Origin of the sequence: Streptosporangium sp. H16, from assembly GCF_051918855.1 — a bacterium.
GTDB lineage: Bacteria > Actinomycetota > Actinomycetes > Streptosporangiales > Streptosporangiaceae > Streptosporangium.
In genome coordinates, this window is the sequence record NZ_JBPXMD010000002.1 from 69,012 (window position 1) to 86,364 (window position 17,353).

The 17,353-nt window shown below is 69.8% G+C and carries 22 protein-coding genes; 19 read left to right on the forward strand and 3 right to left on the reverse strand.

The window, feature by feature from the left end:
• Window positions 1-40: 40 nt before the first annotated feature.
• The 16 genes from ACTOQ2_RS03275 to ACTOQ2_RS03350 all read left to right on the forward strand — a co-directional run bounded on the left by ACTOQ2_RS03275 (window position 41) and on the right by ACTOQ2_RS03350 (window position 12,605).
• A complete protein-coding gene (locus ACTOQ2_RS03275; RefSeq protein WP_440098161.1) occupies window positions 41-922 on the forward strand; it encodes a hypothetical protein in 882 nt (293 codons plus the stop codon).
• Window positions 919-1,209 (forward strand): HypC/HybG/HupF family hydrogenase formation chaperone, encoded by a 291-nt coding sequence (locus ACTOQ2_RS03280; RefSeq protein WP_440098162.1) that lies wholly within the window; start codon window positions 919-921, stop codon window positions 1,207-1,209. Before ACTOQ2_RS03275 ends, ACTOQ2_RS03280 begins: the two co-directional genes overlap by 4 nt.
• Complete coding sequence (locus tag ACTOQ2_RS03285) at window positions 1,196-1,969, forward strand: D-sedoheptulose-7-phosphate isomerase (protein WP_440098163.1); 774 nt, start codon at window positions 1,196-1,198, stop codon at window positions 1,967-1,969. Before ACTOQ2_RS03280 ends, ACTOQ2_RS03285 begins: the two co-directional genes overlap by 14 nt.
• Window positions 1,970-2,042: 73 nt before the next feature.
• On the forward strand, window positions 2,043-3,119 hold the full coding sequence (locus ACTOQ2_RS03290) for a hydrogenase expression protein HypE (protein WP_440098165.1): 1,077 nt from the start codon (window positions 2,043-2,045) through the stop codon (window positions 3,117-3,119).
• Window position 3,120: 1 nt separating this feature from the next.
• Window positions 3,121-4,902, forward strand: coding sequence for a nickel-dependent hydrogenase large subunit (locus ACTOQ2_RS03295; protein WP_440098166.1), 1,782 nt, complete (start codon window positions 3,121-3,123; stop codon window positions 4,900-4,902).
• A gap of 39 nt (window positions 4,903-4,941) precedes the next feature.
• Window positions 4,942-5,616 carry a NifU family protein gene (locus ACTOQ2_RS03300; protein WP_440098167.1) on the forward strand — a complete coding sequence of 225 codons (675 nt, stop codon included), beginning with the start codon at window positions 4,942-4,944 and terminating at the stop codon, window positions 5,614-5,616.
• Window positions 5,613-6,278 carry a DUF5947 family protein gene (locus ACTOQ2_RS03305; RefSeq protein ID WP_440098168.1) on the forward strand — a complete coding sequence of 222 codons (666 nt, stop codon included), beginning with the start codon at window positions 5,613-5,615 and terminating at the stop codon, window positions 6,276-6,278. The genes ACTOQ2_RS03300 and ACTOQ2_RS03305 overlap by 4 nt, the downstream gene beginning before the upstream one ends.
• Window positions 6,265-6,903, forward strand: coding sequence for a DUF6084 family protein (locus ACTOQ2_RS03310; protein ID WP_440098170.1), 639 nt, complete (start codon window positions 6,265-6,267; stop codon window positions 6,901-6,903). The genes ACTOQ2_RS03305 and ACTOQ2_RS03310 overlap by 14 nt, the downstream gene beginning before the upstream one ends.
• The gene (locus ACTOQ2_RS03315) at window positions 6,900-8,345 is read left to right on the forward strand and encodes a hypothetical protein (RefSeq protein WP_440098171.1); all 1,446 of its coding nucleotides are present in this window, start codon (window positions 6,900-6,902) and stop codon (window positions 8,343-8,345) included. The genes ACTOQ2_RS03310 and ACTOQ2_RS03315 overlap by 4 nt, the downstream gene beginning before the upstream one ends.
• A complete protein-coding gene (locus ACTOQ2_RS03320) occupies window positions 8,342-8,845 on the forward strand; it encodes a hydrogenase maturation protease (RefSeq protein WP_440098172.1) in 504 nt (167 codons plus the stop codon). The genes ACTOQ2_RS03315 and ACTOQ2_RS03320 overlap by 4 nt, the downstream gene beginning before the upstream one ends.
• A complete protein-coding gene (locus tag ACTOQ2_RS03325) occupies window positions 8,839-8,943 on the forward strand; it encodes a DUF6893 family small protein (protein ID WP_440065912.1) in 105 nt (34 codons plus the stop codon). Before ACTOQ2_RS03320 ends, ACTOQ2_RS03325 begins: the two co-directional genes overlap by 7 nt.
• Window positions 8,944-9,133: 190 nt before the next feature.
• Window positions 9,134-9,526 (forward strand): hydrogenase maturation nickel metallochaperone HypA/HybF, encoded by a 393-nt coding sequence (locus tag ACTOQ2_RS03330; RefSeq protein WP_440098174.1) that lies wholly within the window; start codon window positions 9,134-9,136, stop codon window positions 9,524-9,526.
• Complete coding sequence (locus ACTOQ2_RS03335; protein ID WP_440098175.1) at window positions 9,501-9,752, forward strand: HypC/HybG/HupF family hydrogenase formation chaperone; 252 nt, start codon at window positions 9,501-9,503, stop codon at window positions 9,750-9,752. The genes ACTOQ2_RS03330 and ACTOQ2_RS03335 overlap by 26 nt, the downstream gene beginning before the upstream one ends.
• A gap of 6 nt (window positions 9,753-9,758) precedes the next feature.
• Window positions 9,759-10,886 carry a hydrogenase formation protein HypD gene (gene hypD, locus ACTOQ2_RS03340; protein WP_440098177.1) on the forward strand — a complete coding sequence of 376 codons (1,128 nt, stop codon included), beginning with the start codon at window positions 9,759-9,761 and terminating at the stop codon, window positions 10,884-10,886.
• Window positions 10,887-11,131: 245 nt separating this feature from the next.
• Window positions 11,132-12,202 (forward strand): hydrogenase expression/formation protein HypE, encoded by a 1,071-nt coding sequence (hypE, locus tag ACTOQ2_RS03345; protein WP_440098178.1) that lies wholly within the window; start codon window positions 11,132-11,134, stop codon window positions 12,200-12,202.
• A 28-nt stretch (window positions 12,203-12,230) separates the two neighbouring features.
• The gene (locus tag ACTOQ2_RS03350) at window positions 12,231-12,605 is read left to right on the forward strand and encodes a hypothetical protein (protein WP_440098179.1); all 375 of its coding nucleotides are present in this window, start codon (window positions 12,231-12,233) and stop codon (window positions 12,603-12,605) included.
• A 71-nt stretch (window positions 12,606-12,676) separates the two neighbouring features.
• Here the strand turns inward: ACTOQ2_RS03350 and purU are convergent, their stop codons facing one another.
• The gene (purU, locus tag ACTOQ2_RS03355) at window positions 12,677-13,531 is read right to left on the reverse strand and encodes a formyltetrahydrofolate deformylase (protein ID WP_440065906.1); all 855 of its coding nucleotides are present in this window, start codon (window positions 13,529-13,531) and stop codon (window positions 12,677-12,679) included.
• Between the two features lie 188 nt (window positions 13,532-13,719).
• Here purU and ACTOQ2_RS03360 point away from each other — a divergent pair, with 188 nt between their 5' ends.
• The gene (locus tag ACTOQ2_RS03360; RefSeq protein ID WP_440098181.1) at window positions 13,720-14,178 is read left to right on the forward strand and encodes an NUDIX hydrolase; all 459 of its coding nucleotides are present in this window, start codon (window positions 13,720-13,722) and stop codon (window positions 14,176-14,178) included.
• A 291-nt stretch (window positions 14,179-14,469) separates the two neighbouring features.
• On the opposite strand, the gene ACTOQ2_RS03365 is transcribed toward ACTOQ2_RS03360, so the two are convergent.
• On the reverse strand, window positions 14,470-14,964 hold the full coding sequence (locus ACTOQ2_RS03365; RefSeq protein WP_440098182.1) for a GNAT family N-acetyltransferase: 495 nt from the start codon (window positions 14,962-14,964) through the stop codon (window positions 14,470-14,472).
• The gene (locus tag ACTOQ2_RS03370; protein ID WP_440098184.1) at window positions 14,961-16,034 is read right to left on the reverse strand and encodes a hypothetical protein; all 1,074 of its coding nucleotides are present in this window, start codon (window positions 16,032-16,034) and stop codon (window positions 14,961-14,963) included. Before ACTOQ2_RS03370 ends, ACTOQ2_RS03365 begins: the two co-directional genes overlap by 4 nt.
• A gap of 30 nt (window positions 16,035-16,064) precedes the next feature.
• On the opposite strand from ACTOQ2_RS03370, the gene ACTOQ2_RS03375 reads away from it, so the two are divergent.
• Both ACTOQ2_RS03375 and ACTOQ2_RS03380 read left to right on the forward strand, forming a co-directional pair.
• Window positions 16,065-16,505: a hypothetical protein gene (locus ACTOQ2_RS03375; protein ID WP_440098185.1), complete on the forward strand. Its 441-nt coding sequence runs from the start codon at window positions 16,065-16,067 to the stop codon at window positions 16,503-16,505.
• Between the two features lie 370 nt (window positions 16,506-16,875).
• Window positions 16,876-17,160 carry a hypothetical protein gene (locus tag ACTOQ2_RS03380; RefSeq protein ID WP_326643182.1) on the forward strand — a complete coding sequence of 95 codons (285 nt, stop codon included), beginning with the start codon at window positions 16,876-16,878 and terminating at the stop codon, window positions 17,158-17,160.
• Window positions 17,161-17,353 lie beyond the last annotated feature (193 nt).

Consider the following 17,353-nt stretch of genomic DNA (forward strand, 5'->3'; position numbering starts at 1 on the left):
CGTAATGTGGCGACTACCGTGAAAAATACGGAGCGTCGACATGTCTGGCACACTGAGTAAGCAAACAACGCCTCTTTCGCCATCGGCCGTCATACCGGTCACGGAGGCGGCCGTCATCGCGGCCTTCGCACGGCGGGACCACGCCGGGCACGCCCTGGCGGGTGACGTGGAACGCATCGCGTGTGCCGCCCGGGCCATGGCCGCCGGATTCCGCCTCGGCGGCAAGCTGATCGTGTTCGGCGGCACGGGCACGGATGCCGCGCACATCGCGGTCGAGTTCATGCACCCGGTCATCGTGGGCAAGAGGGCGCTCCCGGCGGTGGCGCTGAGCAACGGCGCCCCGGCGGCCGGCCGGGTGAGCGACCAGGCGGGCAGAAGGAACGGGGACGGCTCCGGGAGCGACGGGGGCTTCCAAAAAAGCGGGGACCTCCAAAAAAGCGGGAACCTCCGGAAAGGCGGGGACGGCGAGGGGAGTACCGAGGTCGCCGAAGTCTTCGCCCACCAGGTGCGCCACTGGGCGGACGCCGCCGACACGGCCTTGGGGATCTCCCGTGACGGCCGGTGCCCGAGCGTCCTGCGAGGGCTGGAGACCGCCGGGGAACTGGGCCTGCTGACCATCGCCCTGACCGGCGGCGGAGGCCGCGGGGAGGGGGACGGCATCGCGAATGGTACGGCGAGCGGCGGCCTCCCGGCCGACCGCACCTTGACCGGCCGCCTCCCGGCCGGCCACACCATGACCGGCCGCCTCCCGGCCGGCCACACCATGACCGGCCGCCTCCCGGCCGACCACGTCCTGGTCGCCGCGTCCGACGACCCCGCCGTGGTCAAGGAGGTTCACGTCACCGCCTACCACCTGCTGTGGGAGCTGGTCCACGTCTTCCTCGACCGGCTCGGCCCGCCCGCGCGAGGGGCGGGCCGGTGAACGGGCCCGAGGACTGCACCGCCGGTGTCTGCGTCACCTGCTCCGACCAGGCGCTGCCGATGAGCGTGGTCAGGCTGCTGGAGGGAGAGCTGGCGATCGTCGACGCGGGCGGGGTCCTCGAAGAGGTGAGCGTGGCGCTGGTCGACCCGGTGGTGGGCGACACCGTCCTCGTCCACGCCCGGGAGGCGATCGCCGTGATCGCGCGCGGGAGCACCGGCGAAGGCGACGGCGACGGCGACGGCGACGGCGACGGCGACGGAGGGAAGGACGACGATGAGCAGGCCTGACGGAACACCCGCGGAGGTCATGCGCGGCCTCTACCCCTTCCTGTACGACCACGGCCATGACCATGACCATGACCACGACGGGCGCACCGACCAGACCACCGGCCGGACCACCGGCCGGAACGGCCTCGGGACAGCGGAGGTGGAAGCGGAGGCCGTGCGATCGGCCGCGGAGAAGACCGGCGAGATCGTACGGCTGCGCGAGCGGATGGGTGCCGAATCGGCGGCGGAACTGGCGGCGTGCGCCGAGGAGATGGCCGCGCGGTTCGCCGCGGGCGGGCGGCTGTTCAGCTTCGGCAACGGCGGGAGCAGCACCGACGCCCAGGAGGTCGCCACCGCCTTCCTGCAGCCCTGCGACGGCCCGGCCCTGCCCGCCCTCTGCCTGACCGGCGACGTCGCCGTGGTCACCGCGCTCTCCAACGACGTCGGCTTCGAGGTGGTCTTCGCCAGGCAACTCGCGGCGCTGGGCCGTCCGGGGGACATCGCCGTCGGCCTGTCCACGAGCGGTGGGTCGGCCAACGTCGTCCGGGCGTTCGAGGAGGCGGCCGAGCGGGGCATGCTCACCGTCGGGCTGGCCGGGGGCGGGGGCGGCAGGCTGGCCGAGCTGTCCGAGCGGGGCGTCCTGCACCACCTGTTCGTCGTCCCCTCCTCCTCGGTGCACCGGATCCAGGAGGCGCAGACCACCCTCTACCACGTCCTTCGGGAACTCACCTGGCACGCGCTCGGGCCGGCGCCGACACCGCGGGCGCACAGCCCCGGGTGAGGGAGAGCCCGCCCACCCGCGCAGGTCCTCCCCCTTCACGTTCCGCAGACATCCACCAGGAGTGGGAGGCGTCATGACAGCGCCGACGGACGCAACGAGCAGCAGACCTCAGGAGCAGGAGGAACCCGTCGTCCACATACTGTGGATCAACGCCGGACTGAGCTGCGACGGCGACTCCGTCGCGCTCACCGCGGCGACCCAGCCGAGCATCGAGGACATCGTGCTCGGAGCGCTTCCCGGGCTTCCCAAGGTGGCCGTGCACTGGCCGCTGATCGACTTCGAGTCCGGGCCGATGCAGGGCGCGGACGTCTTCATCGAGTGGTTCTTCAAGGCCAAGCGTGGCGAGCTGGACCCGTTCGTGCTGGTCGTCGAGGGCTCGATTCCGAACGAGGCGCTCAAGCAGGAGGGCTACTGGTCCGGGTTCGGCAACAACCCCGAGACCGGCCAGCCCATGACGACCAGCGAGTGGCTGGACCTGCTCGCGCCCAAAGCGACCGCGATCGTGTGCGCGGGCACCTGCTCGGCGTACGGCGGCATCCACGCCATGGCGGGGAACCCGACCGGGGCCATGGGCGTGGCCGACTATCTGGGCTGGGACTGGAAGTCCAAGGCGGGGCTGCCGATCGTCAACGTGCCGGGCTGCCCGGTGCAGCCGGACAACCTCTCCGAGACGCTCCTCTACCTGCTTTACCAGGTCGCCGGGCAGGCACCGATGATCCCGCTGGACGAGGAGCTGCGCCCGACGTGGCTGTTCACCCAGACCGTGCACGAGGGGTGCGACCGGGCGGGCTACTACGAGCAGGGCCAGTTCGCCACCGAGTACGGCTCGCCGAAGTGCCTGGTCAAGATCGGCTGCTGGGGGCCGGTCGTCCGGTGCAACGTCCCCAAGCGCGGCTGGATGAACGGGATCGGCGGCTGCCCGAACGTCGGGGGCATCTGCATCGCCTGCACGATGCCGGGCTTCCCCGACAAGTTCATGCCGTTCATGGACGAGCCACCCGGCGCCCACGTCTCCTCGGCGGTGAGCGGCGCGTACGGGACCGTCGTCCGCGCGCTGCGCGGCATCACCCTGCGGACCGTCGACAAGGAACCGAAGTGGCGCCACAAGGGGCGCGAGCTGCTGACCGGCTACAAGGCGCCCTGGAGCTGACATGACGACATCGGAGCAGAACCCCGACCTCGTGGAGATGGCCTGGGACCCCATCACCAGGATCGTCGGGAGTCTCGGCATCTACTGCAAGATCGATTTTAAGAACCGGCGGGTCGCCGAGTGTCACAGCACCTCGTCGATCTTCCGCGGCTACAGCATCTTCATGAAGGGCAAGGACCCGCGCGACGCCCACTTCATCACCAGCCGCATCTGCGGGATCTGCGGCGACAACCACGCGACCTGCTCGGTCTACGCGCAGAACATGGCGTACGGAGTGCGGCCCCCGGCCCTGGGCGAGTGGATCCTCAACCTCGGCGAGGCCGCCGAGTACATGTTCGACCACAACCTCTACCAGGAGAACCTGGTGGGGGTCGACTACTGCGAGAAGATGGTCCGCGAGACCAATCCCGGGGTGCTGGCGATGGCCGAGCGCACCGAGGCGCCGCACGCGGGCGAACACGGCTACAAGACCATCGCCGACATCATGCGCTCGCTGAACCCGCTGGAGGGCGAGTTCTACCGCGAGGCGCTGGCGGTGAGCCGCCTCACCCGCGAGATGTTCTGCCTCATGGAGGGCAGGCACGTCCACCCCTCGACGCTCTACCCGGGCGGGGTGGGCACGGTCGCGACCGTACAGCTGTTCACCGACTACCTGACCCGGCTGATGCGCTACGTGGAGTTCATGAAGCGGGTCGTGCCCATGCACGACGACCTGTTCGACTTCTTCTACCAGGCGCTGCCCGGCTACGAGGAGGTCGGCCGCAGGCGGGTGCTGCTCGGCTGCTGGGGCAGCTTCCAGAACCCCGAGCACTGCGACTTCACCTACCGGAACATGAGCCACTGGGGTCGCGAGATGTACGTCACGCCGGGGGTGATCGTCGACGGCAAGTTGATCACCAACGACCTGGTCGACATCAACCTCGGCATCCGGATCCTGCTGGGCAGCTCCTACTACGACGACTGGAAGGACCAGGAGCCGTTCGTCACCCACGACCCGCTGGGCAACCCGGTCGACATCCGGCATCCGTGGAACCAGCACACCATCCCGCACCCGCAGAAGCGCGACTTCAGCGACAAGTACAGCTGGGTCATGTCCCCCCGCTGGTTCGACGGGCAGGACGCGCTCGCGCTCGACACCGGCGGCGGGCCCATCGCCAGGCTCTGGTCGACGGCGCTGTCCGGCAAGGTCGACATCGGCTACGTCAGATCGACCGGCCACAGCGTGCAGATCAACCTGCCGAAGACGGCGCTGAGGCCGGAGAAGACGTTCGAGTGGAAGATCCCCGAGTTCAGGGGGCAGCCGCTGTCCAACGCCCTGGAGCGCAACCGGGCCCGCACCTACTTCCAGGCCTACGCGGCGGCGTGCGCGCTCTACTTCGTCGAGCAGGGCCTGGCCGAGGTTCGGGCGGGCCGCACCCAGACCTGGGAGCCGTTCACGGTTCCCGACGAGGCGATCAGCTGCGGCTTCACCGAGGCCGTGCGGGGCGTGCTCTCCCACCACATGGTGATCAGGAACGGGAAGATCGCCAACTACCATCCGTACCCGCCGACGCCCTGGAACGCCAGCGTCCGCGACGTGCACGGCACGCCGGGACCGTACGAGGACGCGGTGCAGAACACGCCGATCTTCGAGGAGAACCCGCCCGCGGACTTCAAGGGCATCGACATCATGCGCACCGTGCGGAGCTTCGATCCGTGCCTGCCGTGCGGGGTGCACATGTACCTCGGCGGCGGCGAGGAGCTTCGCCGGGTGCACACCCCCCACGCCTTCGACGCCACGTGAGCCGACCGTTTCCCGGCACCGGAAAGGGGGCCCGGGCAGATGCCGCAAGCCCATGACGTCCGGGCGACGGGCGATCGCGTCGAGGCGCTGATCGCCGACCTCGGCGCGCTGAGCGACGCCGTGACGCGCGCCAAGGCCGAGGATCTCGTACGGGCCCTCGTCGAGCTGTACGGCGCCGGCCTGGAACGCGTCGTCGAGATCGTCACCGAGGCCGGGGCCGCCGAGGTGCTGGGCCGCATGGTCGGCGACCCGCTCGTGGCCGGGCTGCTGGTCCTGCACGACCTGCACCCGCTGAGCACGGCCGAACGCGTCCGCGACGCGCTGGACACCGTACGCCCCCACCTGGGGTCGCACGAGGGCGGCGTGGAGTTGCTCGGCGTGGACGAGGACGGGATCGTGCGGCTCCGCCTGGAGGGGACCTGCCACGGCTGCCCGTCCTCGCGGCTCACCGTGACCGACGCCATCGAACGGGCCATCGCCCAGGCGGCGCCCGAGGTGTCGCGGGTGGAGGTCGAGGGGGTGAGCGGCGACCGGCCGGGGGTGCTGCAGATCCAGCACCGCCCGCCCGGTCCGTGCCCGGTGCCCGAGCGGACGTCGCTCTCCGAACCGGAACCGGAACCGGAACCGGAACCGGGACCGGCGTCGGCGTCGGCGTCGAGGCGGGAACCGGAGGCTGTCCCCGAGCCGGTGTCGGAGCCGGAGCCGGCGCCGTGACGGCCACCGGGCTGCGCAGGTTCCGCGAGCCGCCTCGGGCGGGCCGGTCCGGCGCGCCTCCGGTGACGCTCTGCGAGCTGTGCGCGGCACCCGCGGGCGAGGACCACGGCCACGTCGTGAACGTCGAGAGGCGAGGACTGCTGTGCGCCTGCCGGGCCTGCCACCTGCTGTTCACCCGCGACACGACCGGCCGGGCACGCTACCGGGCCGTCCCGCGACGCTACCTGCACGCCCCGCGGTTCCTGCTGGGCGCGGCCGACTGGGACGAGATGCAGATCCCGGTCCGCACGGCCTTCTTCTTCCGCAACTCCGCGACGGATCGGACCGTGGCGTTCTACCCGAGCCCGGCCGGGGCCACCGAGTCGCTGCTGCCGCTGGAGACGTGGGAGCGCGTCCTGGCGGCCAACCCGGCGATGGCCGACGTCCAGCCCGACGTGGAGGCGCTCCTGGTGGACCGCCGCCCCGACGGCGGCTTCGCCTGCCACCTGGTGCCGATCGACGCCTGCTACGAGCTGGTCGGCCTGGTGCGGATGCGCTGGAAGGGCTTCGGCGGCGGCCAGGAGGCGCGGGAGGCCATCGAGGGTTTCTTCGCCGGCCTGCGCGAGCGCAGCCGCACCGTACCGCCCGCCTCCGATGAAGGCGGTGGTGATGACGGTGGATGAGCTCGCGTTCGACTGCGTGGACGTGCGGGCGGAGGCGTACGCGGCCTTCCCGACGCTGATCTTCCGGCTGCGCGTCACCGACCCCTCCCCCGGCGGGGTGCACACCATCGCACTGCGCTGCCAGATCCGGGTCGAGCCCCATCTGCGGCGCTACGGCGACACCGAGGCCGAGCTGCTCGGCGACCTGTTCGGGGACCGGGCCCGATGGGGCGACACGCTGAAACCCCTGCGGTTCGCCGATGTCTCCGTCATGGTCCCGGCGTTCACCGGGAGCACCGAGATCGACGTACCGGTGCCGTGCGGTTACGACCTGGAGGTGTCGGCGGGCAGGTATTTCGCCGCCCTGGACGACGGCGAGATCCCGATGGTCATGCTCTTCAGCGGCACGGTGTTCGCCAGGGCGCGGGACGGCTTCTCGGTGAGCCAGGTGCCGTGGCACCGCGAGGCCCGCTGCCGGCCGCCGGTGGCGGTGTGGCGGGAGCTGATGGACCGCTACTTCCCGAACTCGGGCTGGCTGCGGCTCCATCGCGACACGCTGCGGGAACTCAGCAGGTTCAAGTCCGGGCGCGCCCTGGCGACCTGGGACGAGACCCTGGAACTACTGCTCAAGGAGACGCGGCGATGAGCGTTCCGATGGACATCGCGCGCCGGGTGGCGGACGCGGTGCTGTACGAGGGCTACCTTCTCTACCCCTACCGCGCCTCGGCGACCAAGAACCAGGTGCGCTGGCAGTTCGGGGTGCTCGTACCACCGGGGTTCACCGCGACCGCCGAGCATCCGGCCAGCGTGACCGAATGCCTCCTCGAAGGGGCCGCGTACGCCGTGGCGCACCTGAACCTGCGTTTCCTGCACGTCAGGACGCGCGGCGTCGAGCGCGCCGAGGACGACGGCTACTGGCCGGTCCAGCAGCTGCGGAACGGCCACCGTACCTATCTCACCTTCGACGAGGCGACCGAGCGGGAGGCGGAGGTGACACTCCCCATCGCCGGCCTGCTCGACGCCCCCGAGCGGGTGATCGAGGTACGCATTCCCGGAGACCGCGTGGTCGAGCCGATCGTGGCGCCGTCCGGAGAGGTGATAGGGCGTCTCGTCTCCGAGCACCTGCCGCTGCGCGCCGCGCTCAGGGTCTCCGCCGAGCTGGTGCCCGGACCGTACGACCTGGTCAAGCTGCGCGCCCGGGTGGAGAACACCGACGACTGGCAACCGCTGGGCGCGCCGCGCGAGCAGGCGCTGCGGCACTCGCTGGTCTCGGCGCACCTGCTCATCGCGGTGACCGCCGGGGCCTTCGTCTCGCTGCTCGACCCGCCGGAATGGGCGCGGCCCGCCGTGGAGACCTGCCGCAACGAGCACACCTGGCCGGTACTCGTGGGCGAGCCCGGTCACCGGGACGTCGTGCTCTCCTCCCCGATCATCCTCTACGACCACCCGGACATCGCGCCGGAGAGCCCCGGCCCCCTGTTCGACTCCACGGAGATCGACGAGATGCTCCACCTGCGCACGCTCACCCTCACCGACGAGGAGACCCTGGAGGCGCGGGAGACCGATCCCCGGGTGACCGAGCTCATCGACATGGTCGGCAGCATGCCCCCCGAACTGCTGGAACGGCTCCACGGCGCGATCCGCTCGGTGGAGGCGGCCACCGACCGCACCGACCGCACCGACCGGCAGTCCCCCGCGTCCCCGGAGGCCGGGGACTCCCCGAGCCGCCAGGACGCACCCGTGCCCTGGTGGGATCCGGCGGGTGACGCGGCGGTCTCCCCGGAGACCGACAGCGTGACGGTCGCCGGGGTGACCGTCTCCAGGGGCAGCAGGGTCAGGCTGGTGCCCGGCCGGCGGCGCGCCGACGCCCACGACATGTTCCTGGCCGGCAGGACCGCCCACGTCGAGGCGGTGCTCCTCGACCTCGACGGCGCCCACCACCTGGCCGTCACCCTCGACGACGATCCAGGCGCCGACCTGCGCCGGTCGCACGGCCGTTTCCTCTACTTCGCCCCAGACGAGGTCGAGCCGCTCACGGACGGCTCACCGGCGGGCGGTTCCGCCGCCGACGGGGAGGTGGGCGCGTGAGGGTCCTGGTGGCCGGGGTGGGAAACGTCTTCCTCGGCGACGACGGCTTCGGGGTCGCGGTGGTCAGGCACCTGGCCGGTGCCGACCTGCCCGGCGGGGTCGAGGTGAGGGACTTCGGCATCCGGGCCATCCACCTGGCGTACGAGCTGACCGGCGGACGGTACGACACCACGATCCTGGTCGACGCGGTCTCCCGCGACGGCCCGCCCGGCACCCTGTACGTCCTCGAACCGTCGGCGGGCGGCGCGCCGGGATCCTTCCTCGACGCGCACTCGATGACGCCCGAGAGCGTGCTCTCGCTGGTGGGCACGCTCGGCGGCGAGGCCGGTCGCGTCCTGCTCGTCGGCTGCCAGCCCGCCGACACCTCGCCGGGCATGGAGCTCAGCCCGCCGGTCGCGGGCGCCGTCGGCATGGCGGCGGACCTGGTCACCGAGCTCGCGGGACAACAGATCACGACGGCCGCCGGCGCCGCGGTTCACGAGGAGGAACGGACATGCTGAAACGCCTGCTGGCCGGGGCGGTGCTGGCGGGGGTCGCCGTACTGGTCTACCAGTCGCTCCCCGACATCAAGCGCTACCTGAGGATGCGGAACATGTAGCGGGCCCGCACCGGAGAGCCGGGGATACGCGGCTCGGCGAACCACGCGAACCACGGGCCGAGCCGGGGTGGAACACGACCCGGGGGCCCCTGCGGCCGCCGGGCCGCCCGGACAGCGGGGCCGGGCGGATCGTGTCCGGTCGCACACGCCGGAACGACAGGAATTCCAAGCGCGACGAAAGGGAACGACCATGCACGAGTTCGGGATCGCCGAGGCGATCCTCACCGCCGTGGAGAAGCGGGCGGACGGCAGGCGGGTACGGCGGGCGCGAGTCCACGCGGGCGCCCTGCTCCGCGTCACGGAGCAGGGGATCAACCAGGCGTTCTCCTCGATCTCCGAAGGGTCCGTGGCCGAGGACGCCCACGTGGACCTGGTCATCGTCCCGGTGCGGATGACCTGCCGCTCCTGCGGGAGCACGTCCACCTCCGTCGAACCCTTCGCCGTCTGCGCGGGGTGCGGCGACACCGATGTTCACGCCGAGGGCGGCGACGACCTCGTCCTCGAATCCATCCAGATGGCGGAGGCCTCTCATGTGCCTGGGAATTCCCGGCGAGATCGTGGAAATCCTGTCGGACCGTCCTGACCTGGCCATGGTCGACGTCTGCGGCGTCAAGCGCGCGATCAACGTCGGCCTGCTCGATGACCGGAGCGTCGGGCCCGGCGACTGGATCCTCATCCACGTCGGGTTCGCGATGTCGAAGATCGACGAGGGGGAGGCCAGGGCCGCGCTCGACTTCCTCGAAAGCATCGGCCAGGCGTACGAGGACGAGATCGCGGCCCTCCGAGAATCCATGATCGAAGAGAGGTGAGGGCTGATGCGTTTCGTCGACGAGTACCGCGACGCCGGGAAGGCCCGGATGCTCGCCACGCGGATCGCCGCGCTGTGCGAGCCCGGCCGCGACTACAAGTTCATGGAGGTGTGCGGCGGGCACACCCACACGATCTACAAGCACGGCCTGGAGGACTACCTGCCCGAGGCCGTCACCCTGGTGCACGGTCCCGGCTGTCCCGTCTGCGTCATCCCCATGGGACGGGTGGACGACGCCATCCACATCGCCGAGCAGCCGGACGTGATCATGACGTCGTTCGGCGACATGATGCGGGTGCCCGGCGGGAACGGCTCGTTCCTCGACGCCAAGGCGCGGGGAGCCGACATCCGGATGGTGTACTCCCCGCTGGACGCCCTGAAGATCGCCAGAAAGAACCCCGGCAGGCAGGTGGTCTTCATGGCCATCGGGTTCGAGACCACCGCGCCCTCGACGGCGATGACGGTCCTGCGCGCCGAGGCTGAGGGGATCGAGAACTTCTCGGTCTTCTGCAACCACGTGACGATCATTCCCGCCATCAAGGCGATCCTGGACTCTCCCGACCTGCGCCTGGACGGGTTCATCGGGCCGGGCCACGTCTCCACCGTGATCGGCTGCCGGCCGTACGGGTTCGTCGCGCGCGGCTACGGCAAGCCCATGGTGGTGGCCGGTTTCGAGCCGCTGGACGTGCTGCACACGGTCTACCGCATCCTCGTACAGCTGTCCGAGGGCCGTTCCGAGGTGGAGAACCAGTACTCCCGGGTGGTCCCGTGGGACGGCAACCCCAAGGCCCTGAGCGTCATCGGCCAGGTGATGGAGCTACGGCCGTACTTCGAATGGCGGGGGCTGGGCTTCATCTCGCAGTCGGCGCTCAGGATCGCGGAGCGGTACGCCGCCTTCGACGCCGAACGGATCTTCCGGATTCCGGGCGGGCGGGTGGCCGACCCGAAGGCGTGCCAGTGCGGCGAGGTGCTCAAGGGAGTGCTCAAACCCTGGGAGTGCAAGGTGTTCGGCACCGCGTGCACCCCGGAGACGCCGATCGGCACGTGCATGGTGTCGTCCGAGGGCGCCTGCGCGGCGTACTACGACTTCGGCCGGTTCTCGCGCGAGCGCGTCAAGGAGGCGACCCGGAGGTGAACGACGGGGAAAACGGCACCGGACGGGGCGGGGAACACGGCGTGCGGGAGATGGATCCGCCGGGACCACGCGGCGAGGAGCGGCAGGCACCGGCCCTGAGGGAAGAGGCACACGCCCGTGGCCGGGTACAGGACCTGAGGCAAGAAGCACACGATCACGGCCGGATACCGGACCTGAAGGAAAGGACACACGACCATGACCGGGTACCGGACCTGAGGGAAAGCGCACGCGACCGGGAGCAGCAGGTGCTGGACCGGATCGAGCGGGTGCGGCGGCGCGGGGCGCGCGTGCGGGAGGACCGCATCACCCTGGCGCACGGCGCGGGCGGCAAGGCCACGCACACCCTGATCGAGGCGGTGTTCCTGGAGTCGTTCCGCAACCCGATGCTGGCGCCTCTGGAGGACGGCGCGGTCGCCGACGGGCTCGCCTTCACCACCGACTCGTTCGTGGTCACGCCACTGTTCTTCCCTGGCGGCGACATCGGCGACCTCGCGGTCAACGGCACCGTCAACGACCTGGCCATGTGCGGGGCCCGCCCCCGCTACCTCTCGGCCGGATTCATCCTCGAAGAGGGCTTCCCCGTCGCCGACCTGCGGCGCATCACCGCCTCGATGGCCGAGGCGGCACGGGCGGCGGGCGTGTGGATCGTCACCGGCGACACCAAGGTCGTGGAGCGGGGCAAGGCGGACGGCTGTTACGTCACCACCTCCGGCATCGGGACGCTCGACCGGCCCGTCCGGCTGAGCGCCGCCTCCGCACGGCCGGGAGACGCGGTCATCGTGTCGGGGCCGATCGGCGAGCACGGGATCACCATCATGCTCGCCCGCGGAGAACTCGACATCGAGGCCGAGCTGTGCTCCGACACCGCCGCGCTCAACACCCTCGTCGACGTGCTGCTGGACGCCTGCGGCGGCGGTGCGGACGCAGGCGACGGCAACGGCGCGGTGCGCTGCCTGCGCGACGCGACCCGGGGCGGGGTGGCGACGATCGTCAACGAGATAGCGGAGGCCTCGCGGGTCGCCGTCGTCCTCGACGAGGACGCGGTGCCGGTCCGTCCCGCCGTACGGGGGGCGTGCGAGCTGCTGGGGATCGACCCGCTCTACGTCGCCTGCGAGGGGCGGATGGTCGCGGTGGTCGCCGGGGATTCCGCCGACGCGGCTCTGGCCGCCCTCCGCTCCCACCCACTCGGCTCCGAGGCGGCGGTCATCGGGCGGATCAACGACGACCCGCCGGGACTGGTCCTGCTCAGGACCTCCTTCGGCGGCACCCGCATCGTCGACCTGCTGGTCGGCGACCCGCTACCGAGAATCTGCTGACCACCGAACGAATCCAGAGGTACCGGACATGAACGACAAACACGAACCCAAGCACAAGGGCAAGAAGGCGAAGCACGGCTACTCCCGCGACGTGGGTCACGCGAGCGAGGAGGTCGTGCGGTCGGGCAACCTGGCCTTCGGGCCCCCTCCGGACGACAAGGGACCGCCCCGCGTGGTGTCCGGCGCGGAGCGCGAGGGCGTCCCCTCCACCGACACCCAGGCCCGGTCCCCCCTCGGCGTCGGCACCAGCGAGAACCGCGGCGCCGAGAGGATCGCCTCCCGGCGGAAGGAACGGGGCCGCGAGAAGGTCGGCACCGACGAGCGGGGACGCCCCTACGGCGTCTCCCACCCCGAGGACGTCACCGGCGTCAGCCCGCGGAAACCCGGCCGCCGCCCAGGGTGATCGGTCACCGCGCCGGAGGGAAAGCCCGCCGTCTCGTCGCCGTCGGGCAGGACACGCCGCCGGTCGCCGCGCTAGCGGGGAAAGACGATCGTCTTGTGGCCGTCGAGCAGGACGCGCTGCTGGGTGTGCCAGCGGACGGCGCGCGCCAGGGCCTGGCACTCGACGTCGCGGCCGATGGCGGCGAGGTCCTCCGCGGAGTGGGTGTGGTTGACCCGGGCGACCTCCTGCTCGATGATCGGGCCCTCGTCGAGGTCGGCGGTCACGTAGTGCGCGGTCGCGCCGATCAGCTTCACGCCGCGCGAGTGCGCCTGGTGGTAGGGCTTGGCACCCTTGAACGACGGCAGGAACGAGTGGTGAATGTTGATCACGTTGCCCGCGAGCTTCACGCAGAGGTCTTCCGACAGCACCTGCATGTAGCGGGCGAGCACCACCAAATCGGCCCGGTAGTGGTCGACCAGGGTAAGGATCTCCGCCTCCTGCCTGGGCTTGGTCTCGGAGGTGACCGGCAGGTGGTGGTAGTCGATGCCGTACGACTGGGTCAGCGGCCGAAGGTCCGGGTGGTTGGAGACGACCGCGACGATCTCGATGTCGAGCAGGCCGGAGCGCATCCGGTAGAGCAGATCGTTCAGGCAGTGGCCGAACTTGCTGACCATCACCAGCACGCGCGGCTTGATGGAGACCTCACGCAGCTTGAAATCCATGCCGAACTCGGGGGCGAGCGCGGCGAAGGCCTCGCGCAGCTCCTCGTCGGGCAGCGAGGAGGCGAACTGCACCCGCATGAAGAACCGCTCGGACACGACATCACCGAACTGCTGGCTCTCGATGATGTTGCATCCCCGCCCGGCCAGGAGACCGGAGACCGCGGCCACCACCCCGGGACGGTCCGGACAGGACAGCGTCAACACAAACTCGGCCCTGGAAGTCATGCCTTCACCCTTGAGCTTGAGAGGTCGGATCGTACGATGCTTCAACCTGACGTCGGCAGAGTACAGCGAATCCCGCCGCCACACCCGGCGGTCCGGTAGGTGGCAAGCAGGCGGCGGGCAGGAGGCGCCGAGGCCGCCGGAAACGCGGAACCGGCGGACGTGACGGCGGGTGGTAGCGTCCCTGGCCTATGGACGACCCTCAGCCGAACGACCGGCCCGCGGCCCGGGTGATCTGTGTGGACGGGTCCGGCCGGGTGCTTCTCATGCACTGGCGCGACCCCATCGGGGGCCAGACCCTGTGGGAGCCGCCGGGCGGCGGGATCGACCCGGGCGAGACCCCCCTCGACGCCGCGCGGCGCGAGCTCGCCGAGGAGACGGACCTGCCGGGCGAGGCGGTGCTGGACCGGTGGGTGCCGGTGCGCCGGGAGTTCCGCTGGCTCGGCGTCCACTACGCCAAGACCGAGCGGTTCTATCTGGCCAGGTTCGAGGACACCCCCGAGGTGGGCCCGGGGTCGTTGACCGCCGAGGAGAACATCACCTACCTGGGCTCCGGCTGGTTCTCACCGGCGGAGATGGCCGATCTCCCCGGCGCCCTGGAGCCCCCGGACCTGCCGGAGGTCGTCTCCCGGATCATCCGGCTGGGGTGAACCGGAGCCACCGGAGACGGCCGGGACCGAATGGACAAGGGGTGGAAACCCGCGCGGCCCTCAATCTCGCCGATCGAGGGCCGCGGCCGTCAGAGCCGATTCTTCCGCTCGGGCGGAATCTCATCCCTTGTGGATGACGCTGGCGACGCCACCGAGCCTGGACACGCCGGTTTTGTGAACAATGATCTTTTTCATCGCACTCACCAGAGAATAGCGGTAGGTACGAAGAACAATTATTCGCTCATCTCCGAAATAGGCAACACTTAGCAGTAAAACAACTTAAAATTCAGGTCATTGAGTTAAAGAGGACATAGCGGCTACTAGGTCTTTTTCTCCATAAACCACCACACATCCCCCTCGTTCTTCCCGGCGGATCTCGCGCCATCCGAACTTGCGATAGAGCTCCATCGCCGCGAGCTGATTCAGAGTGGTGTCACCACGAAGGCGCGCATAGCCGAGTTCGACGGCCCGCGCCTCCAGCGCGAGGACCATCTGGGCACCGAAACCGCGACGCTGGAACTCCGGATGGACCCGCATGCGGCACATCTCGGCGGTCCGGTCGTCGACGCGGCGGAGACCGCCCATCGTGACGACGCGCCCGGCGGGCATCTCCCCCACCAGGAACTCACCCCGGTCGGCGAGGTAGATCTCGTGGATCCTCGGGAAGTCGTCCTCGTAGTAGACGCCGTCCCCCGGCGCGAGACCGACCTGGGCCAGGCATATCTGGTGGAGCGCCCAGACCGATTCGAGGTCGGACCAGCGATAACGCCGAAGCCTTGGCTTCAACTGCCACTCCTGTCGGCCACCGGATCATCCGTCGACGCGCTGCGGCTGCGCAGCGACTCCATGTAGGTCTTGAGCTTGGGATGGCCGGGCGCCTTCACCTCGACCTGCTTGCCCACCTCGTGGGCGCGCTGCATGAGGATGTCGGGCCGGCAGGCCTCGTCGAGACCCGAGACCGTACGCTGGGCGATCTCCAGCGCCTCGTCCACGTCACCCTCAAGGATCTTGCACTGGGCCCGGTCGAACTTGATGAAGGTCGGATCGAGCCAGTCGGTCGGACCGTACTTGGTGAGCGCCTGCTCCAGGATGAGGTCGGCCTCCATCGCCTGCCCGAGCTTGACCAGCGCGTCTCCCTGGTGGAAGTAGAGCTGGCGCTCGGTGTAGCCGAAGGTCGAGTCGTCCTGGTCCGCGGCGGTCATCTGGGAGAAAGCCGCCCTCGCCCTCGACAGCGCCCGCTTCGCCTGGTCGACCACGTCCTTCTTGCCCGAGCCCGACATCATCGCCAGCGCGCGGGCCTCGACCACCGGGGCCATCGCCTGGGCCGCGCAGGGCGTCTGCCCGGCCAGGTCACGGCTCTTCTTGGCGAGGTTGAGAGCCTCGCGCGGATCGCCGTAGTAGAGCGGGACCAGAGCCTCCCTGGCTATGACCCACGCCCTCAGCGCCCGGTCGCCGGTCTCGTCCGCCGCGGTCCTGCCGGTCCTGAAGAAGGACCGGGCGAGCCGGTGGTCGCCGAGATTGACCATGATCATGCCGCTCAGACCGGCGAGCTGCGCCGCCATACGGCACAACCGTTCCTGCAGGTCGACCGGCTGGCGCCGCTCCATGGCCTTGCGCACCGCGCCGAATTCGAGCATCACGTCGCACAGCAGCCTGAGCGGGGCGGTGTTCATGTACTGGCGGCCGAAGCCGATGGTGGATTCCTCCCACTGATCGAGCATCGCGGGCGAGACGGTGGCCGAGACCAGCGTGTCGTCCATCCTCCTGCGCATGCTCTCCACCGATCCGAGCACCTGTCCGTCCAGCGCGATGCCACTGCTGCCGGCCAGGAGCTGTAAGAGCGTCCTGCGTAGCACGTTCTCGTCCTCCTCACCCCCGTCCGCGGAATGATCGACGCCGATCGGCTGGATCAGCAGCTCACGCGGACCAGGGGACGTGTCGGGTCTTCCATCCTGGAGATCACCTCGGACGACACCGGGCATCTTGTGGCCGTGGCCGCAGATGCACGGGCCGTCGTACCCGAGGGAGGCGGGTTCGACCCGGTAGGCGGAGCACAGGTAGTGCAGGTATTCGGGACCGGGCCGCTTCAGCCCGCTCTCGTACGCGGACAGGAGCGTCTCACCGATACCGGGAGCCGACTTGCCGTCGCGTTCGAACAGCGCCCGTATCTGTTCGATGACGTCCGCGAGAGCGACGCCATGCGCGAGGCGGTGACCTTTAATCCGAGTGGTCCCGAATTGCGAACTACACTTATCGTAGATTTCCTCGGCTATCTGCGCCGAGGACTTCCCGGCGGCCAGGCCACGGGCCCGGACCTGCCGCGCTAACTCTGTCTCCCTGTGCTGCCTGCCGGACATACCGGCCCCTCTCTCGTGGCCAGCTGGGCTGGCTGGCACACTGGTCCCGACCGGTCCTCTCTCCCTTGACTCAGTGTGATCTTTCCGTCGCACTGCGCCTACCGAGAATGATGGACCATGTTTGACTCATCCGGAACACACCAATAAAGCTACTGGCTAAGAATCGTCCCCCGAGGGACTGTTTCTTTCAACCTACTTGGCACATCGCCCACCCTGAACTGGGTTTTCCCCGAATTGACCCGTAGGGCCACCGTGAGTCATCTTTGGCGAGCAGCACCGTAAGCGTGATCGAACGAACACGATTCGGTGCCGGCAAGCCGAGACCACGAGGAGGGACGAGGTGGGTGAAGACGATTTCCGGCACCTTGAGCGGCTGGTGACGGAGCTTGACTGCCGCGGGCTGCACGCCCGTGTGGTGCGGACCCACTCGGGCCGGGCGTTCGTGCGTGTGATCAATCCGAAGGCGACCAGCCTGGCGGAGAACGTCACCTGCCGGGCACAGGCCGCCCCCAGCCATCGGGATTGGTATTACTGGTGGTCCTGGGGTGAACGAATGCACACGGTGGAAGATCCCGCCGGTGCCGCGACCAAGGTCGCACGCGTACTCGCCGCGGTAGGAGAGTGAGGTGAGCGGCACAACGGGCCTTCCCGCCCGCTGTGCCGCGCCTGCCGCGGCTCGACGGAGTCGGCGGGGTGACCGGTGCGGAGCGTCCTCGGACGCTGGGCACCCCGCCGGCTCCGAATCGTCCGGCCGACACGCGCGAACTCCCACCTGCGGAAACTTCGAAGAACGCGGCCGGAACGCGGAGGCTCTCGCG

Excerpts from the sequence above, each read along its gene's own strand:
- ACTOQ2_RS03275 (WP_440098161.1), top strand. The coding sequence starts at position 41 with ATGTCTGGCACACTGAGTAAGCAAACAACGCCTCTTTCGCCATCGGCC.
- ACTOQ2_RS03285 (WP_440098163.1), top strand. The coding sequence starts at position 1,196 with ATGAGCAGGCCTGACGGAACACCCGCGGAGGTCATGCGCGGCCTCTAC.
- ACTOQ2_RS03290 (WP_440098165.1), top strand. The coding sequence starts at position 2,043 with ATGACAGCGCCGACGGACGCAACGAGCAGCAGACCTCAGGAGCAGGAG.
- ACTOQ2_RS03295 (WP_440098166.1), top strand. The coding sequence starts at position 3,121 with ATGACGACATCGGAGCAGAACCCCGACCTCGTGGAGATGGCCTGGGAC.
- ACTOQ2_RS03300 (WP_440098167.1), top strand. The coding sequence starts at position 4,942 with ATGCCGCAAGCCCATGACGTCCGGGCGACGGGCGATCGCGTCGAGGCG.
- ACTOQ2_RS03310 (WP_440098170.1), top strand. The coding sequence starts at position 6,265 with ATGACGGTGGATGAGCTCGCGTTCGACTGCGTGGACGTGCGGGCGGAG.
- ACTOQ2_RS03315 (WP_440098171.1), top strand. The coding sequence starts at position 6,900 with ATGAGCGTTCCGATGGACATCGCGCGCCGGGTGGCGGACGCGGTGCTG.
- ACTOQ2_RS03325 (WP_440065912.1), top strand. The coding sequence starts at position 8,839 with ATGCTGAAACGCCTGCTGGCCGGGGCGGTGCTGGCGGGGGTCGCCGTA.
- ACTOQ2_RS03330 (WP_440098174.1), top strand. The coding sequence starts at position 9,134 with ATGCACGAGTTCGGGATCGCCGAGGCGATCCTCACCGCCGTGGAGAAG.
- hypD (WP_440098177.1), top strand. The coding sequence starts at position 9,759 with ATGCGTTTCGTCGACGAGTACCGCGACGCCGGGAAGGCCCGGATGCTC.
- ACTOQ2_RS03350 (WP_440098179.1), top strand. The coding sequence starts at position 12,231 with ATGAACGACAAACACGAACCCAAGCACAAGGGCAAGAAGGCGAAGCAC.
- purU (WP_440065906.1), bottom strand. The coding sequence starts at position 13,531 with ATGACTTCCAGGGCCGAGTTTGTGTTGACGCTGTCCTGTCCGGACCGT.
- ACTOQ2_RS03360 (WP_440098181.1), top strand. The coding sequence starts at position 13,720 with ATGGACGACCCTCAGCCGAACGACCGGCCCGCGGCCCGGGTGATCTGT.
- ACTOQ2_RS03375 (WP_440098185.1), top strand. The coding sequence starts at position 16,065 with ATGATCGACGCCGATCGGCTGGATCAGCAGCTCACGCGGACCAGGGGA.